At 60.0% G+C, this 18,944-nt stretch carries 18 protein-coding genes; 13 read left to right on the forward strand and 5 right to left on the reverse strand.

Going from position 1 to position 18,944, the window contains the following annotated elements; genetic code table 11:
• Positions 1-11 precede the first annotated feature (11 nt).
• From FDG13_RS00345 to FDG13_RS00385, 9 genes are all read left to right on the forward strand, one after another.
• A complete protein-coding gene (locus tag FDG13_RS00345) occupies positions 12-779 on the forward strand; it encodes an SDR family oxidoreductase (RefSeq protein ID WP_180124736.1) in 768 nt (255 codons plus the stop codon).
• A complete protein-coding gene (locus FDG13_RS00350) occupies positions 779-1,564 on the forward strand; it encodes an SDR family NAD(P)-dependent oxidoreductase (RefSeq protein ID WP_180124737.1) in 786 nt (261 codons plus the stop codon). The genes FDG13_RS00345 and FDG13_RS00350 overlap by 1 nt, the downstream gene beginning before the upstream one ends.
• A complete protein-coding gene (locus tag FDG13_RS00355) occupies positions 1,561-1,959 on the forward strand; it encodes a dihydroneopterin aldolase (protein WP_180124738.1) in 399 nt (132 codons plus the stop codon). Before FDG13_RS00350 ends, FDG13_RS00355 begins: the two co-directional genes overlap by 4 nt.
• A 17-nt stretch (positions 1,960-1,976) precedes the next feature.
• Positions 1,977-2,351 carry a dihydroneopterin aldolase gene (locus tag FDG13_RS00360; RefSeq protein WP_180124739.1) on the forward strand — a complete coding sequence of 125 codons (375 nt, stop codon included), beginning with the start codon at positions 1,977-1,979 and terminating at the stop codon, positions 2,349-2,351.
• Between the two features lie 11 nt (positions 2,352-2,362).
• Complete coding sequence (ttcA, locus tag FDG13_RS00365) at positions 2,363-3,346, forward strand: tRNA 2-thiocytidine(32) synthetase TtcA (RefSeq protein ID WP_180124740.1); 984 nt, start codon at positions 2,363-2,365, stop codon at positions 3,344-3,346.
• A gap of 24 nt (positions 3,347-3,370) precedes the next feature.
• Positions 3,371-3,955: a DUF4136 domain-containing protein gene (locus FDG13_RS00370; RefSeq protein ID WP_180124741.1), complete on the forward strand. Its 585-nt coding sequence runs from the start codon at positions 3,371-3,373 to the stop codon at positions 3,953-3,955.
• Between the two features lie 86 nt (positions 3,956-4,041).
• A complete protein-coding gene (locus tag FDG13_RS00375; protein WP_180124742.1) occupies positions 4,042-5,325 on the forward strand; it encodes an HD-GYP domain-containing protein in 1,284 nt (427 codons plus the stop codon).
• A complete protein-coding gene (locus FDG13_RS00380) occupies positions 5,322-7,769 on the forward strand; it encodes an EAL domain-containing protein (RefSeq protein WP_180124743.1) in 2,448 nt (815 codons plus the stop codon). Before FDG13_RS00375 ends, FDG13_RS00380 begins: the two co-directional genes overlap by 4 nt.
• 80 nt (positions 7,770-7,849) lie before the next feature.
• Positions 7,850-8,488, forward strand: coding sequence for a histidine phosphatase family protein (locus FDG13_RS00385; RefSeq protein WP_180124744.1), 639 nt, complete (start codon positions 7,850-7,852; stop codon positions 8,486-8,488).
• A gap of 32 nt (positions 8,489-8,520) precedes the next feature.
• Here FDG13_RS00385 and FDG13_RS00390 read toward each other — a convergent pair whose 3' ends face one another.
• The gene (locus FDG13_RS00390; RefSeq protein ID WP_180124745.1) at positions 8,521-9,138 is read right to left on the reverse strand and encodes a YitT family protein; all 618 of its coding nucleotides are present in this window, start codon (positions 9,136-9,138) and stop codon (positions 8,521-8,523) included.
• A 236-nt stretch (positions 9,139-9,374) separates the two neighbouring features.
• Here FDG13_RS00390 and FDG13_RS00395 point away from each other — a divergent pair, with 236 nt between their 5' ends.
• The 3 genes from FDG13_RS00395 to FDG13_RS00405 all read left to right on the forward strand — a co-directional run bounded on the left by FDG13_RS00395 (position 9,375) and on the right by FDG13_RS00405 (position 12,379).
• Positions 9,375-11,207: a PocR ligand-binding domain-containing protein gene (locus FDG13_RS00395; protein ID WP_180124746.1), complete on the forward strand. Its 1,833-nt coding sequence runs from the start codon at positions 9,375-9,377 to the stop codon at positions 11,205-11,207.
• 15 nt (positions 11,208-11,222) lie between these two features.
• A complete protein-coding gene (locus FDG13_RS00400) occupies positions 11,223-11,687 on the forward strand; it encodes an OsmC family protein (RefSeq protein ID WP_180124747.1) in 465 nt (154 codons plus the stop codon).
• A gap of 173 nt (positions 11,688-11,860) precedes the next feature.
• Positions 11,861-12,379 (forward strand): hypothetical protein, encoded by a 519-nt coding sequence (locus tag FDG13_RS00405; protein ID WP_180124748.1) that lies wholly within the window; start codon positions 11,861-11,863, stop codon positions 12,377-12,379.
• 87 nt (positions 12,380-12,466) lie between these two features.
• On the opposite strand, the gene FDG13_RS00410 is transcribed toward FDG13_RS00405, so the two are convergent.
• The 4 genes from FDG13_RS00410 to ruvB form a co-directional block, all read right to left on the reverse strand.
• Positions 12,467-13,561, reverse strand: a complete 1,095-nt coding sequence (locus tag FDG13_RS00410; protein ID WP_255435008.1) for an ATP-binding protein — start codon at positions 13,559-13,561, stop codon at positions 12,467-12,469.
• A complete protein-coding gene (gene nosP / locus FDG13_RS00415) occupies positions 13,551-14,708 on the reverse strand; it encodes a nitric oxide-sensing protein NosP (RefSeq protein ID WP_304621502.1) in 1,158 nt (385 codons plus the stop codon). Before nosP ends, FDG13_RS00410 begins: the two co-directional genes overlap by 11 nt.
• Before the next feature lie 99 nt (positions 14,709-14,807).
• The gene (locus FDG13_RS00420) at positions 14,808-16,154 is read right to left on the reverse strand and encodes an HD domain-containing phosphohydrolase (RefSeq protein ID WP_180124750.1); all 1,347 of its coding nucleotides are present in this window, start codon (positions 16,152-16,154) and stop codon (positions 14,808-14,810) included.
• Positions 16,155-16,439: 285 nt separating this feature from the next.
• The gene (ruvB, locus tag FDG13_RS00425; protein ID WP_180124751.1) at positions 16,440-17,507 is read right to left on the reverse strand and encodes a Holliday junction branch migration DNA helicase RuvB; all 1,068 of its coding nucleotides are present in this window, start codon (positions 17,505-17,507) and stop codon (positions 16,440-16,442) included.
• 114 nt (positions 17,508-17,621) lie between these two features.
• Here ruvB and FDG13_RS00430 point away from each other — a divergent pair, with 114 nt between their 5' ends.
• Positions 17,622-18,908, forward strand: a complete 1,287-nt coding sequence (locus FDG13_RS00430) for a carbonic anhydrase (protein ID WP_180124752.1) — start codon at positions 17,622-17,624, stop codon at positions 18,906-18,908.
• Positions 18,909-18,944 lie beyond the last annotated feature (36 nt).

Below are 18,944 nucleotides of genomic sequence, written 5' to 3' on the forward strand. Positions count from 1 at the left end.
ATTGTCCCCGAATGTCCACCTCCACGCCCCCAGCCCCTCGCCAACGCACGGTTTTGATCACCGGCGCGGCCAAGCGCCTGGGCCGTGAGATCGCCCTGACCTTGGCCAAAGAGGGCTGGCGCGTGGCGGTGCATTACCGGGATTCGGTCGAGGAAGCAGCAAAAACCGTAGCAGACTGCAAAAGACTGGCAGGGGCTTGCGCCTCTTTTCGTGCCAATTTGGCCAGTGAAACCGCAGTGCGCAACCTGCTGCCCACGGTGATTGAAGAATTTGGCCATATCGATGCGCTGGTCAACAGCGCCTCCACCTTTGAGCACGACACCGCCGCCAGCTTCACCTTTGCCGCACTCGAAAAACATGTGCGCAGCAATGCCGGGGCCGCCATTTTGCTGAGCCACGCCTTGTTTGAACACTTACAAACCCAAGGTGACGAGGCCCGTGGTGTGATCGTCAACCTGCTGGATCAGAAGTTGTGGAACCCGAACCCGGATTTCATGAGTTACACCCTGTCCAAGGCCGCACTCGAAGCTGCCAACACCATGCTGGCGATTGACCTGGCGCCACGCATGCGGGTGGTCGGTGTGGCGCCGGGCCTGACCCTGGCCAGCCACCTGCTGCGCCCGGAAAACTTTGACACCCTCAACAAACTCTCGCCGCTGGGCCACTCCTCCACGGCGGCCGATGTCGCCGCCACGGTGTCCTTTGCGCTGAACAACAAGTCGATGACCGGCACCACCCTTGTGGTGGATGGCGGCCAGCACCTGGTCCGCGCGGCATAGTGGTCAAGACGGTCCTGATCACGGGAGGTGCACAGCGGCTGGGCGCGGTGCTGAGCCGCTGCTTCGCCCAGGCTGGCTGGCAGGTCTGGTGCCACTACCAGCGCTCGGGCGCCACCGCCGAAGCGCTGCGGGCTGAGCTGGCAGAACACGGGCAGCAGCTGTACACGGTGCAGGCTGATCTGGCCGATGAGACCCAACGCCAGCAGATGATGGACAAGATTGTGGCGACCACCGGGCCCCTGCACTGCCTGGTCAACAACGCCTCCAGCTTTGAGCCCGACACGGCAAAAGACTTCAACATCCAGGCCGCACGCCAGCAACTCGAGGTCAACCTGCTGGCGCCGATGGCGCTGACGGCGGCACTGGCCCGAAGCATCCCGGCCGATGACACCAGCGGTGAACGCAGCGCGATCCATGTGCTGGACCAGAAGGTCTTCAACCTCAACCCCGACTATTTCTCCTACACCAGCTCCAAACTGGCGCTGGAACGGCTGGTGGCACTGCAGGCGCAGGCGCTGGCGCCGCAATTGCGGGTCTGTGGCGTGGCACCCGGCTTGATGTTTGTCAGTGGCCCACAAACCCAGGCCAACTTTGAACAGGCCAGCCGCATCAACCTGCTGCGCCGCCCGATCGATCCGGCGCAGGTGGCAGCGAGCTGCCTGTTTCTGGCCACCAACCCCTGTGTCACCGGCGTCACCCTCACCGTGGACAACGGGCAGCATCTGCTGCCGCTGCCACGCGACGTGATGTTTGTGGTGCAGGACCTGCAGAAAGGCGACGCATGACCCCTCTCGACCCGAGCACCTTGGCGCTGAGCTGCCGCAGGCTGTTTTTGCGCGACCACATTGTGGACATGACCATCGGCGCCCATGCCTTTGAAAAAGGCCGCAAGCAGCGGGTGATCTTCAACGTCGAGTTATTTGTGCCCTATGCCTGCTCCACACCAACCACCGACCAGTTGGACGAGGTGGTGGACTACGACTATGTCCGCGAGGTGATTCACCAGCGGGTGCAGGCCGGGCACATCCAGCTGCAGGAAACCCTGTGTGACGACTTGGCCACCCGCCTGCTGGCGCACCCGCAGGTGCTGGCGGTGCGGCTCTCAAGTTGCAAACCTGACGTGTACCCGGACTGCGCCGGGGTCGGTGTTGAAGTCTTCCGCGCCAAACCCTCTCTTTGATCAACGACCAACCCGCCATGAGCTCCTACACCCAAGGGTTGCAAACCCTGACCCTCTCCGGGCTGCGCTTTGATGCCAGCCTGGGCATTCTGGAAACCGAAAAAACCGCCCCGCAACCGATCCTAGTGGATGCCGAGCTCAACCTCGGCCCGCAGCCTCTGATGCCCCGTGACGACGACATCACCCATGTGCTGGACTACCGCAAAGTGCGCAAAATCATCATCGACGAATGCACGGCTGAACACGTCAACCTGCTTGAATCGCTGATCGGCAAGTTGGCCAACCGGCTGATGCAGCTGCCCAACGTGAAGGGTGTACGCGTGAAAATTGCCAAACTCGAAATTTTTGCCGACTGCGAAGTGGCCATTCGTATGGAAACCGGGCAATGGTGAAGGACAAACCGATGACAACTCTCTGGACTGAATCCACCAACGACAACAACGACACGGCCCTGGCCGACGAGGCTGTGTCGCCCGCTCCCACCCCGCACAAAAGTGAGCACGAAGCCGCTGTGCGTGCGGCACGTGAGGTCCATAAACTCGAAAAACGCCTGTGCCGCCAGGTCGGCCAGGCGATCATCGACTTCAACATGATTGAAGAAGGTGACCGCGTCATGGTGTGTGTGAGCGGTGGCAAAGACAGCTTTGGCCTGCTGGACATCCTGATCAAGCTGCAACAGCGTGCGCCGATCCACTTTGACATCGTTGCGGTCAACCTCGACCAGAAACAGCCCGGTTTCCCAGACCACATCCTGCCCGAGTACCTGAGCAAACTCGGCATCGAATTCCACATCGAAACCCAGGACACCTACAGTATCGTCAAAAAAGTGGTGCCCGAGGGCAAAACCATGTGCAGCCTGTGCAGCCGCCTACGCCGGGGTATCCTGTACCGCGTGGCCGACGAGCTCAAAATCACCAAGATCGCGCTCGGTCACCACCGCGACGACATGTTGCACACCTTCTTTTTGAACATGTTTTTTGCCGGCAAGCTCAAAGGCATGCCGCCCAAACTGGTCAGTGACGACGGTGGCCACATCGTGATTCGACCGCTCGCCAATGTGGCTGAAAAAGACCTGATCGCCTGGGCCGAACACCGCCAGTTTCCGATCATCCCTTGCAGTCTGTGTGGTAGTCAGGAGAATTTGCAGCGCCAGGAAATCAAGCGCATGGTGCACCAGTGGGAACGTCAGTGGCCAGGCCGCACCGAGACCATGTTCACCGCGCTGCAAAACGTGGTGCCCTCGCACCTGATGGACCGCAAACGCCACGACTTTCACAACATCCAGGTCACCGGTGTCGCCGATGCCAATGGCGACAAGGTGTTTGACGAAGAAGAGTTGCCCTTGGCGACGTTACCAGGCATTGGCCTGGTCTCCGCCAAGAATTAAGTATCAAACTGGCCCCAAGCCCTTATGTACAAAGCGCTATCAGCTCTGCTTTTTATAGTACTCCTGCTGACCGGCTGCAGCGGCATGCGGGTGGTGGACAGCCAGGTCAATAGCTTTGCGCCAAAGGCTGTGCCAGCGGGCAGCCGCTACCGCTTTGAGCGCCTGCCCTCACAAGAAAACAACCCAGGCGCGCAGGAGCAGCTCGAAGCCATGGCCGAGCAAGCGCTGGCAAAGGTTGGCCTGGTGCGTGATGACCAGGGCGCCAGCCTCAGCGTGCAGGTGTCGGTCACCGAACGCGCCGAGCAAAGTGCGATGGATCACCCGGCACTTGGGTGGAACCTGGGCTGGCGGGTTGGCAACGGCGGTGTGTGGATGGGCCGTGGCCCGCTGTTTCCGGGGCTGGATGTGCGCACCAGCTACTGGCGTGAGGTCGGGCTGGTTTTGCGCCAGCGCAGCACCCAGACGGTGGTGTTTGAGTCACGCGCCAGCCACGACGGCCCCTGGGCTGACAGCGAGGCGGTGTTGCCCGCCATGCTGGACGCCGCGCTGCAGGGTTTTCCGACGCCACCCACCGGGGTACGCCGCGTCAACATCGAGATAACACGCTGACACCGGGCCCCGCCTGAGCCAAACCAGCGCCCTGTGGGGCGTTGTTTCGTTTGTATGATCAGGCCAAACTAGAGAATTCGTCGTTCATGGAAGAAACCCTGTCTGAAAGCATTGATGTCGCGCAGTTGTTGCCCGGCATGTACATCGAGCTGGAGGTCGGCTGGCTGGCCCACCCGTTTCCCACCAACCAGTTCAAGATCACCTCCCAAAAGCAGATCGACACCATCCGTGCGCTGGGGCTGCAGCAGGTGCGTATCAACCCGGCCAAAAGCACATTGCCGGGTGACCCCCAAACCGCCACCGTGATTCCGCTGCGGCCCGCCCGCCTCGACGCGCAGGAACAGGCTTTGCGCCAGCTCGAGGCCGAACAGCGGCGCCAGCAACTGGCCACCCAAGAACGTGAACAGATCGCCTGTGAACGCCGCTTTGGTCAGACCGCGCGCCAGTACAAGCAAGCCCTGGAGCAGGTGCACAGCAACCCCCGGGAAGTGATGACGCAATGCCGGGGTATGGTCGATGGTTTTGTGACCGACATGTTGAGCTCGGGGGAGTCTGCCATCCGCCTGCTGTCCGACAGCATGGGCGACAAGCTGGCGCTGCACCCGGTCAATGTCAGCGTGATCGCTTTGTTGCTGGGCAAACAACTGGGCCTGAACGCCTCGGAGCTGAGTGACCTGGGCTTGGCGGCGTTCTTTCACGACATTGGCAAGTCCGAGTTGCCGGATCGGGTGCGCTGGTTGGAAGACAGTTTTTCGGCCCACGAACAAAAGGCTTACCAGGAACACGTGGCCCATGGGGTCATCCTGGGCAAACGGCTGGAACTGCCACCCGCCGCCTTGATCGCCATCGCCCAGCACCACGAAATGGCCGACGGCAGCGGTTTTCCCAAACGCATCCTGGGTGAATCGATGTCGCAGCTCGCCAAAATTCTGGCGCTGGTCAACCGCTACGAGGGCTTGTGCAACCCCAGCCGCCCCGCCGCCGCTTTGACCCCCCATGAAGCGCTGGCGCTGATTTTTGCGCAGTACCGACCGCGCTTTGACGCCGCCGTGCTGCGTGCCTTCATCCGCATGATGGGGGTGTACCCACCGGGCTCGGTGGTGCAGCTCAGCGACGAGCGTTTTGCCACGGTGGTCTCGGTCAATGCGGCCCGGCCGCTGAAACCACGGATTTTTGTGTTTGATCCGCGCGTGCCCAAACACGAGGCCTTGTTGCTGGACCTGGAAACCATGCCTGACCTGGGCATCAAACGCAGCCTCAAACCCGGTGCCTTGCCGCGCGCCGCCTTGGATTACCTGTCACCGCGCCAACGCATCTGCTACTTTTTTGAACGCGCCGTGGACACAGCTTTGGAAGGACCCACACCATGAAACGCATCTCCTGGAAGCCCCTGATCGAAGGGCTGCTGGAATCGGTCTGGCTGGTAGACCCGGTGGATTTGCGTATTCTGGCGGTGAACCAAGCTGGCTGTGACTTGCTGGGCCTGAGCCGGGACCAGATGCTGGGCAAACCCGTGATCGAACTGGCCGCATCCCCCGAAGACCAGTTCTTCTGGGAAGATGTGGCCCAGGGGCTGATCGACAGCATCCACTCAGAAACCCTGTTGCGTGGCGCCGACGGGGTGGCGGTGGCAGTCGAGCGGCGTGTCAGCCTGGTCTGGCCGGAGGCTGACCGCTCGGTCTACCTGGTGGGCCTGCGCGACCTGCGCCAGCAGCGCCACACCGAAAACGAGCTGGAGAAACGCGTCGCCGAGTTACGCGCCACGCTGGAGTCCACCGCCGACGGCATCCTGGTGAGTGACCTTGACGGTGTGATCCGCAACTACAACCGGCACTTTGCCAAACTGTGGTCGGTGCCCGAGGCGATGCTGCTGCACCGCGACGACAACGCCCTGTACGCCCATCTGGCCAGCCAGGTCAGCGACCCGGCACACTACCAACAGCGCCTGCAAGAGATCAACAACAACCCCTTGCTGGAAACCTCCGACATCCTGGTGCTCAACAACGGCCGGGTGCTGGAGCGGGTCACCCAGTCGCAGTACAGCCGCGGCCAGGCCACCGGGCGGGTGTTTTCGTTTCGGGACATCACCCAGAGCCTGCAGACCGAGTCCCAGCTCAAGCTGGCGGCCAAGGTGTTCGAATCCAGCTTGGAGGCGATTTTCATCACCAACCCCGCGCTGGGCATTCTGGCCGTCAACCCGGCCTGCGAGACCCTGACGCAGTGCGCCCAGGGCAAACTGCAGGGAACCACCCCGAGCGACTTCTTTTTTGACCCGCAACACGCCGAGGTGGTCGCCGACGCCCACAGCAAACTGCTCGAACAAGGGCTCTGGCGCGGTCAGCTGTGCATTCGCAAGGCTGACCTGTCCACCTGCGCCGTCCATGTCTCCTGGGTGCTGCTGCGTGACGACCATGGCCAGGTGTCACACACCATCTGCTTTTTCCGTGACCTGACCGAGGAACACGCGGCGCAGAAGCGCATTGAACAACTGGCCTACCACGACGCCCTGACCGGCCTGCCCAACCGCCTGCTGCTGTCGCAGCGCGCCGGTTTTGCGCTGCGCGTGGCCGAGCGCAATGGCTGCGAATGTGGTGTGTTTTTCATCGACCTGGACCGCTTCAAGAACATCAACGACTCGATGGGCCACACCTTTGGTGACCGGGTGCTCGTGGATGTGGCGCAGCGGCTCAAGAGCTGCCTGCGTGAAACCGACACCCTGTGCCGCCTGGGGGGTGACGAGTTTGTGATCTTCATGCAGGAACTCGACGCCCGTGGTGCCGAGGTGCTGGCGCAGCGCATCCTGGACGCGATGGTGGAGGCCTTCCAGATCGACGACATGTCGTTTTCGGTGGGTTGCAGCATCGGTGTGGCGCTGTACCCGGAGGACGGCAAAACGCTCGACACCCTGATCAAATGCGCCGACACCGCGATGTACCTGGTCAAGTCGCGCGGCCGGGGCAGCTTCCGGTTTTACCAACCGCAGATGAATGTCAACCTGCTGTCGCACCTGAAAATGGACCATGCCATGCGCCAGGCCATGGACAAGGGCCTGTTCCGCCTACATTACCAACCGCAGATTTCACTGGCCAACGGCAGCCTGCAGGGCGCCGAGGCGCTGATCCGCTGGACCGATGACGAGCTCGGAGAGGTGCCACCCAGCATGTTCATCCCGCTGGCCGAAGAGTCGGGCTTCATCACCACCCTGGGCACCTGGGTGCTGGAAGAGGCGGTGCGCCAGGCCAGCCTGTGGCAAAACCGGGGTACACCGGTCACGGTGTCGATCAATGTGTCGGCGCTGCAGTTCCATCAGGCCGATTTTGTCGAGACGGTGGCGGCGGTGATTCGCACCGCAGGGCTGGCGCCGCAGTTGCTGGAGCTCGAACTCACCGAATCGATCCTGATCCGCGATGCCAACGAGACCATGGGCCGCCTGCACGCCCTGGCCGACCTGGGCGTGGCGCTGTCGATTGATGACTTTGGCACCGGTTACTCCAGCCTGGCGTATCTCAAGCGTTTTCCGATCTCCAAACTCAAAATCGACCGCTCCTTTGTCACCGGCCTGCCCGACGACGAGGGAGACCGCGCCATTGTCAGTGCCACCATCGGCATGGCGCGCGGGCTCAAATTGAAAGTGGTTGCCGAAGGGGTCGAGACCGAAGCCCAGCGCGACTACCTGGCCAGCCTGGGCTGTGAGTCGTTTCAGGGCTTCCTGTGCACACCAGGCCTGAGCGCACCGGCGTTTGAACGTTTCATCACCCGGTTGCCGGACACAGCCAGCATGCCACTGGACCTCCAGAGACTTACAATTTCATAACCCAAACAGGGCCATAGCCCTTGCGCAAAAAGCCCAAATAGCTGCATTTTTTATAGCATTTGTCCATCCACACTGCCCCCATGCAAGTCACCCGCATCATTGCCATCCGCCACGGTGAAACCGCCTGGAACGTGGACAAGCGCATCCAGGGACAGTTGGACATTGGCCTCAACGACGTGGGCCAGTGGCAAGCGGCACAGGTGGCGCAGGCGCTCGGTGACGAAGAGGTCGACGCCATCTACGCCAGCGACCTGTTGCGTGCCTGGCAAACCGCCCAGGCCATTGCCGAGGTAACGGGCTGCCACCCTAGCCCTCACGTGGGTCTGCGCGAGCGCGGGTTTGGCCAGTTTGAAGGTCTGACCTATGCCGAGATCGAGGCCAGCTGGCCCGACATGTCTCGGCAATGGCGCCAACGCGAACCGCTGTGGGCGCCCCCCGGCGGTGAATCCCTGGTGGCGCTGCGCGAGCGGGTGTTGGCCACGGTCAGCGGCCTGGCAGCACAACACATCGGCGGGCAGATCATTGTGGTGGCGCACGGCGGGGTGATGGACATGTTGTACCGGCTGGCCACCGGGCAGGGCCTGCAAGCCCCGCGCGCCTGGGAACTGGGCAACGCCGCCATCAACCGACTGCTGTGGACACCCGACGGGCTCACCCTGGTGGGCTGGGCCGACACCAGCCACCTGGATCAAGCCGTGCGTGACGAAAGCATCAGCTGACCTCCAGCCGCAACACCCCAGGGTGATTGCGCTCAGGTCACCGAATACCGCCCCGGCTTGTGGTTGACCCACAAAAACAGGCTCATCAGCACCGCCGCCAGGATGGAGTAGGCCACCCGCTGCGGCGTCACCACCAGCAGCGCCAGCAGCACCACCACCGAGTCCACGATCATTTGCACCTTGCCCGCGCGAATGCCATGGGCTTTTTGCAGGTACAGCGTGACGATGGTGGCACCACCCAGGCTGGCCCGGTGGCGCGCCAGAAACAGGCAGCCCGAGCCCAGCAGCAAACCACCCACAATGGCCGCGTACAAGGGGTGGATCTGGCCAATCTCAAACACCTGGGGCGACCACTCGGTCATCAGCGACAACAAGGCAATCGCCAGAAAGGTCTTGAGCGTGAACTCACGCCCCATACGCGTCCAGGAAAACCAGTAAAAGGGCAGGTTCACCACAAAAAACAGTTTGCCAAAACTCACGCCGGTGGCGTAATGCAGCACAAAGGCCAGACCGGCCGTGCCCCCGGTCAGCAAACCGGCCTGGTTGAACATCAACAAGGCGAGTGAGACAAACAAGGTGCCGGTAAAAATGCCTTGTGTGTCGTCAAACACGGTGTGGCGCTCAGGGGGCTGGGGGTGGGGCGTGTCCATGGTCAATGTCTTGCATGATTTGTGCCAAAAAGGGGGATAGTGTCGGCGGGAAACCAGGACAGACTGACCCAATTCGGTGTCATTAGGTGGTCCATTTTTTGCATGCTCAAGCGTTTGGGACATGTCAACTGCTGCTCAGGCCCAATGGGGTTTTCATTTACATTCGGGCCGTGCCCGTCCAAGACCAAGGACCCGCACCACAATCGCGGTGTACAGAGCCGCTAAGGGGAATCACCTTGCATCTGTCAGAGTTGGTTGATATCGGTGAACTGCGCGGCTTGTGCGAGAGCTTCACGGCGATCACAGGCGCGGTCACCGCCGTTCTCGATCTTGAAGGGAATGTGCTGGTGGCAACAGGCTGGCAAGACATCTGCACCCAGTTTCATCGTGTGCATTCGGCCACGTGTGCGCGTTGCCTGGAAAGCGACACCGAGCTTGCCCGGCATTTGAAAGAAGGCGACGCCTACAACGTCTACCAATGCAAAAACGGCATGGTGGATGTGGCGGTGCCCATCACCATTGCGGGCGAGCACATGGCCAACTTCTTTACCGGACAGTTTTTTCTGGGGCCACCCAGCAAAACCTTCTTCATGCGCCAGGCGGACGAATTCGGGTTCGACCAAAGCGCCTACATCGGCGCCATGGCGCGTGCACCCATCTTCTCTGAACAACAAGTCCAATCGATGATGGGTTTTTTCACCCGTCTGGCCAAGGTGATGGGAGAGATGGGGCTGGCCCGGCTGCGCTTGCAGCAGGCGAACGCCCAGTTGCAAACCAGTGCGGCCATCATCCAGTCGTCGGAAGACGCAATCATTGGGAACGCTTTGGACGGCACCATCCAAAGCTGGAACGCGGGTGCCGAGAAAATTTTCGGATACACCGCGTGTGAAGCTGTCGGCAGGCCACTCCAGATGCTGATTCCTGCTGAGCGAATTGATGAAGAACTTGAGCTGGTGTCGCGGATCTCGCGTGGAGAGAGGGTCAACCACTTTGAAACCACGCGACGCCGCAAAGATGGCCAGATGATCCATGTGTCCATGTCCATCTCACCCATTGTGGATGAGGCTGGTCTGGTGATTGGCGCTTCCAAAATTGCCAGAGACGTCACCCAGAGCAAACAGGTTGCCAGAACCTTGCAACACAGACAAATCATGCTGGAACGCACGGAAAGCATGGCGCATCTGGCCAGTTTTGAATGGGAGGTCGCGTCCAACATCGCCACCTGGTCGCCCGAGATGTTTCTGATTTTTGGTCGCGACCCGGGCCAGGGGGTTCCCAACCTGGAGGGGCAGGCCGAGTTGTACACACCCGAGTCCACACACAGGCTGTTTGATGCGGTCAGCCAAGCCGTTTCAGACGGCATCCCCTATGAACTCGAACTGACGGCTGTGCGGCCCAATGGCGAGCAACGGCATTGCTTCATCAAGGGGTTTCCAGAGCGTGACGACAGCGGGCGCGTGGTGCGTCTGGCAGGCTTGGTGCAAGACATCACCGAACGCAAACGCACAGATGACATCATCCAACAACTGGCCTACCACGACAGCTTGACCCACCTGCCCAATCGCAGACTGCTGAAAGACCGTCTGCAACAAGCCATGACGGCAAGCAGCCGCAGCCGACTCTATGGTGCACTGATGTTCCTGGACCTGGACAATTTCAAACCCCTCAACGACACCAATGGCCATGTGGCAGGTGACTTGTTGTTGGTCGAAGCCACCCAGCGCTTAAAAAACTGTGTGCGCGACATGGACACGGTGGCCCGTTTTGGCGGTGATGAGTTTGTCATCATGATCAGTGAACTGGCGCCAGACCGGGACCACTCCATCACACAAGCCCGGACCATCGCTGAAAAAATACGCGAGGCATTGTCCGGGCCTTACCACTTGATGGTCAAAAACAGCCAAGGTGTTGAGACGGCCATCCAACACCACTGCTCCGCCAGCATGGGTGTCGCTTTGTTCTTGGGCCATGAGACCAGTCAGGATGATCTGCTGAAATGGGCCGATGTCGCGATGTACCAAGCCAAAGAGGCCGGGCGCAATCGGGTGCGTTTTTTTCAAGACCCCTAATCTGGAGGACCCTCCATGGCACAGTACCTCGCTGAAATTGTCTGGCAGCGCGATAACCAGAACTTTTTGGACAACCGTTACAGCCGGCGGCACCTGCTGCTTTTTGATGGTGGGGTGGAAGTGGCGGGCTCCTCGTCGCCCCACGTGGTGCCACTGCCGATGTCGGATGCCACAGCCATTGACCCCGAAGAGGCCTTTGTTGCCTCACTGTCGAGCTGCCACATGTTGTGGTTTTTGTCGATAGCGGCCAAACACCGGTTTTGTGTAGACAGCTACCGGGATGCTGCGGTGGGTGTTTTGGCACACAACGCGCAGGGCAAGATGGCCATGACCGTGGTGACCTTGCGCCCGGCCGTTGTTTTTTCTGGGGCGCATCTGCCGACCCGGGCACAGATTGAGGCTTTGCACCATGAGGCGCATGAGGCCTGTTACATCGCCAACTCGGTGACCTCCGAGGTTCGTTGTGAACCCGTTGTCTGAACCCGTCATTCGCTATACAAATAGAAGCTATCAGTCCTTTTATAAAAAGGGCTAGAAGCCAATTTCACATCAAAACACAAACAGACAAAACGGTTTGAACCAACCCGTGGATGACAGGGAACTCGTCTGCTCGGGCCACACTCAAAGTTGTTTTTGACAACAAGGACGCGACCATGCTGTTTTCCACATTTGCCCGCTCATTTGTCGCCGTGGTATGGGCCGCCAGCACACTTGGCAGCCCCGCCTGGGCGCATGACGAGGCCACGCTGGATGCGATGCCCTCGGCCCACGGCGGCCAATTGCGCATGGCAGGCATCTACCACTTTGAATTGGTGGTGGCGCCTGCTGCGGTGGCGGGCCAGGGGGTGCCGGTTCAGGTTTTTGTGACCGACCACCTGGGCCAGAAGATCCCCACCAACCAGGCCAGCGGTTCAGTCAGCTTTCTGAACGGCAAAACCCGCACAAAGGTAACCCTGAGCCCCCAGGGAGACAACGCACTGGTCGGCAACCTGGCGCAACCGGCCAAACCAGGCACCCAAGCCGTGGTGTCGATTGCGCCCGAGCCAGGGCAAGCCCCGGTGCAGGCCAAGTTCACACGTTGGCTGGCCAAGCCGGTGGCGGCTGACGCCCCCAAGATGCCGGAAGCAGCGGGCAAAGCAGAGATGCCGATGGGCGCGGCGCACCAGCATTGAGGCAGGTGGGGGCTGTCGGCCGGGCCGGGTGGTTCGTATTTGTGGCGATCACCCCGTGCGCCAGTCAGGCGCCTGCTGATATGACAACTATTTCTGCGTCTGGTGGATCGGCAGCCAGACGGTGAAAGTGCTTCCCACACCCAGCTGACTTTTCACATCGATGCGGCCACCGTGTTTGTCGATGATGCCGTAAGAGACAGACAGGCCAAGGCCGGTACCCTGGCCAACCGGTTTGGTTGTAAAAAAGGGATCAAAGATACGCGCCAACATGTCTTCGGGAATGCCTTTGCCATCGTCTGTCACCGAAACCCACACCTGCTCTTCGGAACAGCCACTTCGCAAAATGATGCGACCATGCTCGGACATCGCCTGTGACGCATTGACCAGAAGATTCATGAACACCTGATTGATCTGGGAAGGATGGCATTCAACCTTGGGCAGCGTGCCCAACTCGCGGATGACCTCGGACTTGTACTTGATTTCATTCCACACCACATTGAGGGTGCTTTCCAGCCCGGCGTGAAGATCGGCCCACTCCCAGCTGTCGCTGCCGGTGCGGGAAAAATCACGCAGATCCTGAACGATTCGCCGCACACGCGCCGTTCCTTCAATCGACTCCGAGATCAGCTCACCAATGTCTTGTCGCAAAAAATTCAGGTCAATGGCCTGGGTGATTTCATCCATGTGTTTTTTGATGGAGGGATTGCCAGCCAGCAGTGGCTCGACCGATTGGGTCATCGCATCCAGCATACCCAGCAGATCCTTGACATAGATATTGAGTGTTCCCAGATTGGAGTTGACAAAGCCAATCGGATTGTTGATTTCGTGGGCAACACCGGCGGCCAGTTGTCCAATCGAAGCCAGCTTCTCGGACTGAACCACCTTGGTATGGGCGTCTGCAAGTTGTTTGATCAGGATGCGCTGCTCTTCTTTTTCACGCTGCAGATCCCGGGTGATTCGCTCGTTTTCAAACAGCGCCACTTCCAACTCCTGGGTACGCTCGCGAATCTTTTTTTCGAGGATGACGGTGGTATGAAACAGGCCGAACTCCGACCCTTTGGCACTCATGTCACGCTCTGCGCGGTTCATGAGGGCGGTCACCATCTTGTTGAGGCGGACGACCTCCTTCTGCAAAGCAGCTGTTTCCGCTTGTTCGGCAACCGGCTCAACGTCAATCGTCATTGGCATCGCGCAACCTGCCTATGGCAATGCCGGTGAAGGTCTGGTTCACATGGACACCGCCGAATTGCTCGCCATAGGTGCAGAACCCCACCGTGTTGTTGTGTTCCAGGATAACCCCGGCAGCTTCCTTCTGATGCTTCTCGATCATTTCAATGTTGCGCAGAATACAGTCGCAGCCAATCGTCAAAGTGATCGGTCCGACCTCCTCCCGGATACGGTCAAAAGTCTGAGCCAAGTTGGCCAGCAAATCCACCCCGTGGGCGACGCGCAAAACCAGACCTTCGTCGATGGCACAGAAAAACGTCAAAGGACCCGACGCGTCCACCTTTTGGATGGACCGCACATAGTCGGTGCCATCAATGACCACCACAACCGGTGAGGTGGCATAGTGTTTCGGCCCCAGTTCATTGACGTCGATGCCCACGATGCGGGCGTATTCCTCTGCCGCGGGCAGTCCATTGATTTCGGTGACGATGCGCCGGGCGATGTCAGCTTCCGTGACCACCAGCCGCTCGTTGCCAGAGAGGAAGTGTTGCGTCTTGAAAATCTTGAAAGGCACCGCTGTGTTAACAAGCGCCAGCACGGCGCTGTCGGCACGAAAAGCACCGTCGTGGTAAACCCAGGTGCGTTCGAACTTGAAGTCGTCGCCCGCCGAACCACCGCACAGGGCGATGTCACCAAGTGCGCTCTGAAAGGTCCTGACCACCGGTTCCTCACGAATGGACAGTCCGTCAACCAGGAAAAAAGCAAAGGTGTTTGTGGACGAAACCACGTCCGTCTGGTTTTCCAACTGACGTAGAAGGCCTTGGGTAAAACCATGGCCCGCAGAAAATTCGAAGTTCTTGAGGTCCGGCATACAACCGACAGCCGAGGTGAAGTCGCGAGATGAAAAACTCATGCCAACAAGGCTGTTGCTGCAATATCCCGACGGGCCAATTTCACCCGCGGTGGTGCAGCCAATGACCTGGACACCCGCAAACAACTTGCCCATCTCATCCGCCAAGGCATCGAGGTCGTAGGTGCTGGAGCAGAAAAAAATGACCAACCCCAAGTCCGCTTGCATCAGACCAGCGTGCAATTCTCTGACCGCCTGACGTGGTTCAGCGGCACACGAATGTGCACGTTTGATGGCTGAATTGGCACTCAAGGTTTTTCTCTCCTCGTTGTGTGGGCCGCTTGGCCAAGATCACTGGTCTGGCACGTCTCGATCAATTATGCAACCGTGCACAGAACAGCGGGGGGTGAATCAAACACTGGGGCAAACCTCCCCGAAACAGACCGTGATCGTCAGCTTGACGGCCGAAGATCGCTCAAAACTCACGATTTTTTCAATCACCGATTCATCCAAGACATGGCCAGCCGTCAACAGCAGCAGACCGGCTGGCGAGGTGAGGTCACGACACAGCACCATGCCCGGCAACAGTTCGTGTGACTTCATGGATTTGGTGCAGGCCACGTTGCTGGGCAAAGCATCAAGCGAAAAATCCCGATAGATGTCCAGAAACACCTCAACAACTTTCGGGTCGAAATGGCGACCACTGCGCTGATGAATCGCGGCCCTGGCTTCTTGCTGACTGAACTGACGTGGCTCCATCACTCCAATCAACCAACTGTCGTAGGCACTGGCGACAGCCAGAATACGAGCCCCCATGGCGATCTGCCGGCCTTGTGTTCCTTGTGGATAGCCGGAGCCATCAAACCGCTCCAGCTGCGCACCAATGATCTCCACGGGCGATTTGAGCTCCACCAGCGGCATGAGCAACTGCTCTGCGCGAGCCGGGTGCTTGCGGTAGACCTCCAACTGGCGCGGCGTCATATTGGCCACCGGGGTCTGCAACAGCTCGTCGTCAAAACCCACCTTGCCAATGGCATGCAGCAGCCCGGCAACAAAGATCTCCTGGGTCTGCTTGTTGTCCAGTTCCAGGGCCACGGCCAGTTTTCGGGAAATATCCGCCACACGGCGGGTGTGGCCCGCGAGTTTGTTGTCGCGCAACTCAATCAAGGCGGTGAACATCTTGATCGAGGTGAGGAAATTGTTCTTGAGCTTGTCGTTGGCGGTATTGAGCGCCAGATTGGACTGCTTGAGTTCGGCCGTACGCGCCTCCACCCGCAGTTCCAGGCTGGCGTTGATGGTGGTGAGCTCAGCGTTTTTGGCCAGCACCAGCGCTTCCAGGCGCTTTTTCTCTTTCACCAGCGCGCTGCGTTCCAGCGCATCGCGTACCGTCAAAACAATGTCGTTGTCATCCCATGGTTTGGCAATATATCGGTAGATCTCACCCCGGTTGATGGCGCCGACGATGGACGCCACATCTGCATAACCGGTCAGCAGCAAACGCGGAACGTCTGGTTTGCGCGCACGCACGTGTTCCAGAAACACGACGCCGTCCATTTGCGGCATACGCATATCGGAGATCACCAGATCCACCGACTCCAAGGCCAGAATATCCAGGCCAGCCTGGCCGCTTTCTGCCGCCAACACCTGAAATCCGTGGGTTCTGAACAGGCGTCGCAGGGCCGACAAAATGCTGGGTTCGTCATCCACGCAAAGGATAACGGGGCGCGTGGGTTCAAGTGTTGCGGCTGTTTCGGTCATGTGTGGTTAACCTTTATCCGACGATGTTGACCCAAAGGGTCCTGAATCCCTGCCCCCTTGCCAGTGGGGGGAATTCTTCCAGAGAATCCGTGGCAGAACCCAGTGTACTGTTTGACGTAAAAGTGGCTAACCAGACCGTCACAAAGTGCAAACGACCGTCGACATCCAGGGCGGTTGCCACCACCGTCAAACACCAATTCACTATCTAAGCAATAGCTATCAGCCCTTATTAACAAAGGGCTAGAGTCCAATTACTCATATAACCAGTGGGCGACTCAGCCCCACTCACACACTGAACATATCCACCCCACCGGCCTGGTTGGCGGGCGGGGTCACACCCAGATGCCGGTAGGCGGCCAGGGTGGCGATACGGCCGCGCGGGGTGCGTTGCAAGTAACCTTGCTGGATCAGGTAGGGTTCGATCACGTCTTCAATTGTTTCGCGCTCTTCACCGATGCTGGCGGCGATGTTGTCCAGGCCTACCGGGCCGCCGTCAAAGCGGTGGATCACGGCCTCCAACAGCTTGCGGTCCATCAAGTCAAAACCTTGCGGGTCGACGTCCAACATGGCCAGCGCGCGGTTGGCGATGTCCAGCGTGATTTCACCGATGCCTTTGACGTCGGCATAGTCGCGCACCCGGCGCAACAGCCGGTTGGCGATGCGCGGCGTGCCGCGACTGCGGCGGGCAATCTCAAAACCACCCTCAGGGTTGGTCGGCACATTGAGCAGACCAGCGCTGCGTTTGACGATACGCGCCAGCTCCTCGGGTGTGTAGAACTCCAGCCGCGCCACGATGCCAAAACGATCCCGCAGCGGGTTGGTCAACATGCCCGCGCGCGTGGTGGCGCCGACCAGGGTGAAGGGTTGCAAATCGAGCTTGATGCTGCGCGCCGCCGGGCCTTCACCAATCATGATGTCGATCTTGTAGTCCTCCAGCGCGGGGTAGAGGATTTCCTCGACCACCGGGCTTAGGCGGTGGATCTCGTCGATGAAGAGCACATCGTTTTTTTCCAGATTGGTCAGCAGCGCCGCCAAGTCTTTGGGTTTTTCAAGCACCGGGCCGCTGGTCTGGCGCAAATTGACGCCCAGTTCGGCGGCAATGATGTGGCTCAGCGTGGTTTTGCCCAGGCCGGGCGGGCCAAACAGCAGCACATGGTCCAGCGCCTCGTCGCGTTTTTTGGCGGCGCTGATAAAAATCTCCAACTGCTCACGCGCCTTGACCTGGCCCACATAGTCGTCCAGCAGCTTGGGGCGCAGGGCGCGCTCAATCGCCTCCTCATTGGGCGAGGCGGGCGCGTTAGACACCACCCGTTTGGCGGGCGCCGGGGCAAAATCGTCGGTTTGGATACTCACTGCGGGCTCGGTTTCAGGGCAAAGCAGGCACTATAGCGCTCAATACCTCGGCCAGTTTTGCCGATAACAAACCATGGCTCTTTTTACAGGCCGTTGATCAGCGCAGGATTTGATATGACTACACCCCCCACCCCGCAGCAGCCCAGACAACACACCATGGTGTTGGCCGCTGGCCGGTTTCCCGCCCGCTGGTCGCGCCTGGCCTGGGCGCTGATGCTGGGTGGCTTGATGTGTGCGGGTGGTTGGTCGGCCAGCCACGCGGCCGATACCGCTGCCCCTGCCACCAAACCGGCCACCGCAGCCAAAACCCCAGCCCCAAAGGTGTCGGCACCGACCGAAACAGCCACCAATGCCGAGCCCATCGACCTGGGACAGGACATCAAAAAAGCCCTGCGCGACAAATTAATTGACCGCAAAAAACTCACCCTGGTGATCTCGGACAAACCAGAACCGGCGCCCAAAGCCAGTAGCCCCGCCCGGTCCACACCCGCCAGCGCCAGCAGCCGCGCCAAGGCCGAAGAAATTATCATGCCAGAGCCCGCCGCACCGGCTGCCTTGGTGCGCCCGCCCGCTGTGGTGGGGCGACCCAAGGCGGTGACCCAAGGCCCGGTGCTCAACCCGCGCGACAGCCGCGAGTACATCCGGGCCAAGGCCGCCGCGCTGACCGGCCACACAGCGCCAGCGGCTGCGCACGCCAAAGGCGACAGCAGCCACGGCGATGTGCACTGGAGTTATTCGGGCGCCACCGGGCCACAGGCCTGGAGCAAGCTGCAGCCAGAGTTCAGCACCTGCGCGGCGGGCCAGCGCCAGTCACCGATCAACATTGATGACACCAGCACCCTGCAAGGGCCGGCCGAAGCGCTGCAGTTCAACTACCAATCCTCCAACGCGGTGGTGGTCAACAACGGCCACACCATTCAAGTCAATTTGCAGGGCAACAACACCCTGACGGTGCGCGGCAGCACCTACACGCTGCTGCAGTTCCACTTCCACACGCCGTCTGAAGAACAGGTCAATTACCGCAACTTCGCCATGGTGGTGCACTTGGTGCACCGCAATGCCGAGGGTCAGCTGGCGGTGGTGGCAGTGCTGCTGGAGCCGGGTGAGGCCAATGCCCTGATCGACAAGGTCTGGACCTACATGCCGCTGGATGTGAACGATGCGGTGCGCACCCCCGCCGGGCTGATTGACCTGAGTGAGCTACTGCCCAAAGACCAGCGCTATTACCAGTTCATGGGCTCACTGACCACCCCACCGTGTACCGAAGGCGTGTTGTGGATGGTGCTCAAACAACCCACCCAGATCAGTCAGGCGCAGCTGCGCCTGTTCCAGCAGCTCTACCCCAACAACGCCCGCCCGGTGCAGCCGCTCAACAACCGGCCGGTGCGCAGCGCGCAGTAGCACCAACCCCGGACCTCACCAAACGCAGAGCCCATA

Source organism: Rhodoferax sp. BLA1 (assembly GCF_013416775.1).
Classification (GTDB): Bacteria; Pseudomonadota; Gammaproteobacteria; order Burkholderiales; family Burkholderiaceae_C; genus Rhodoferax.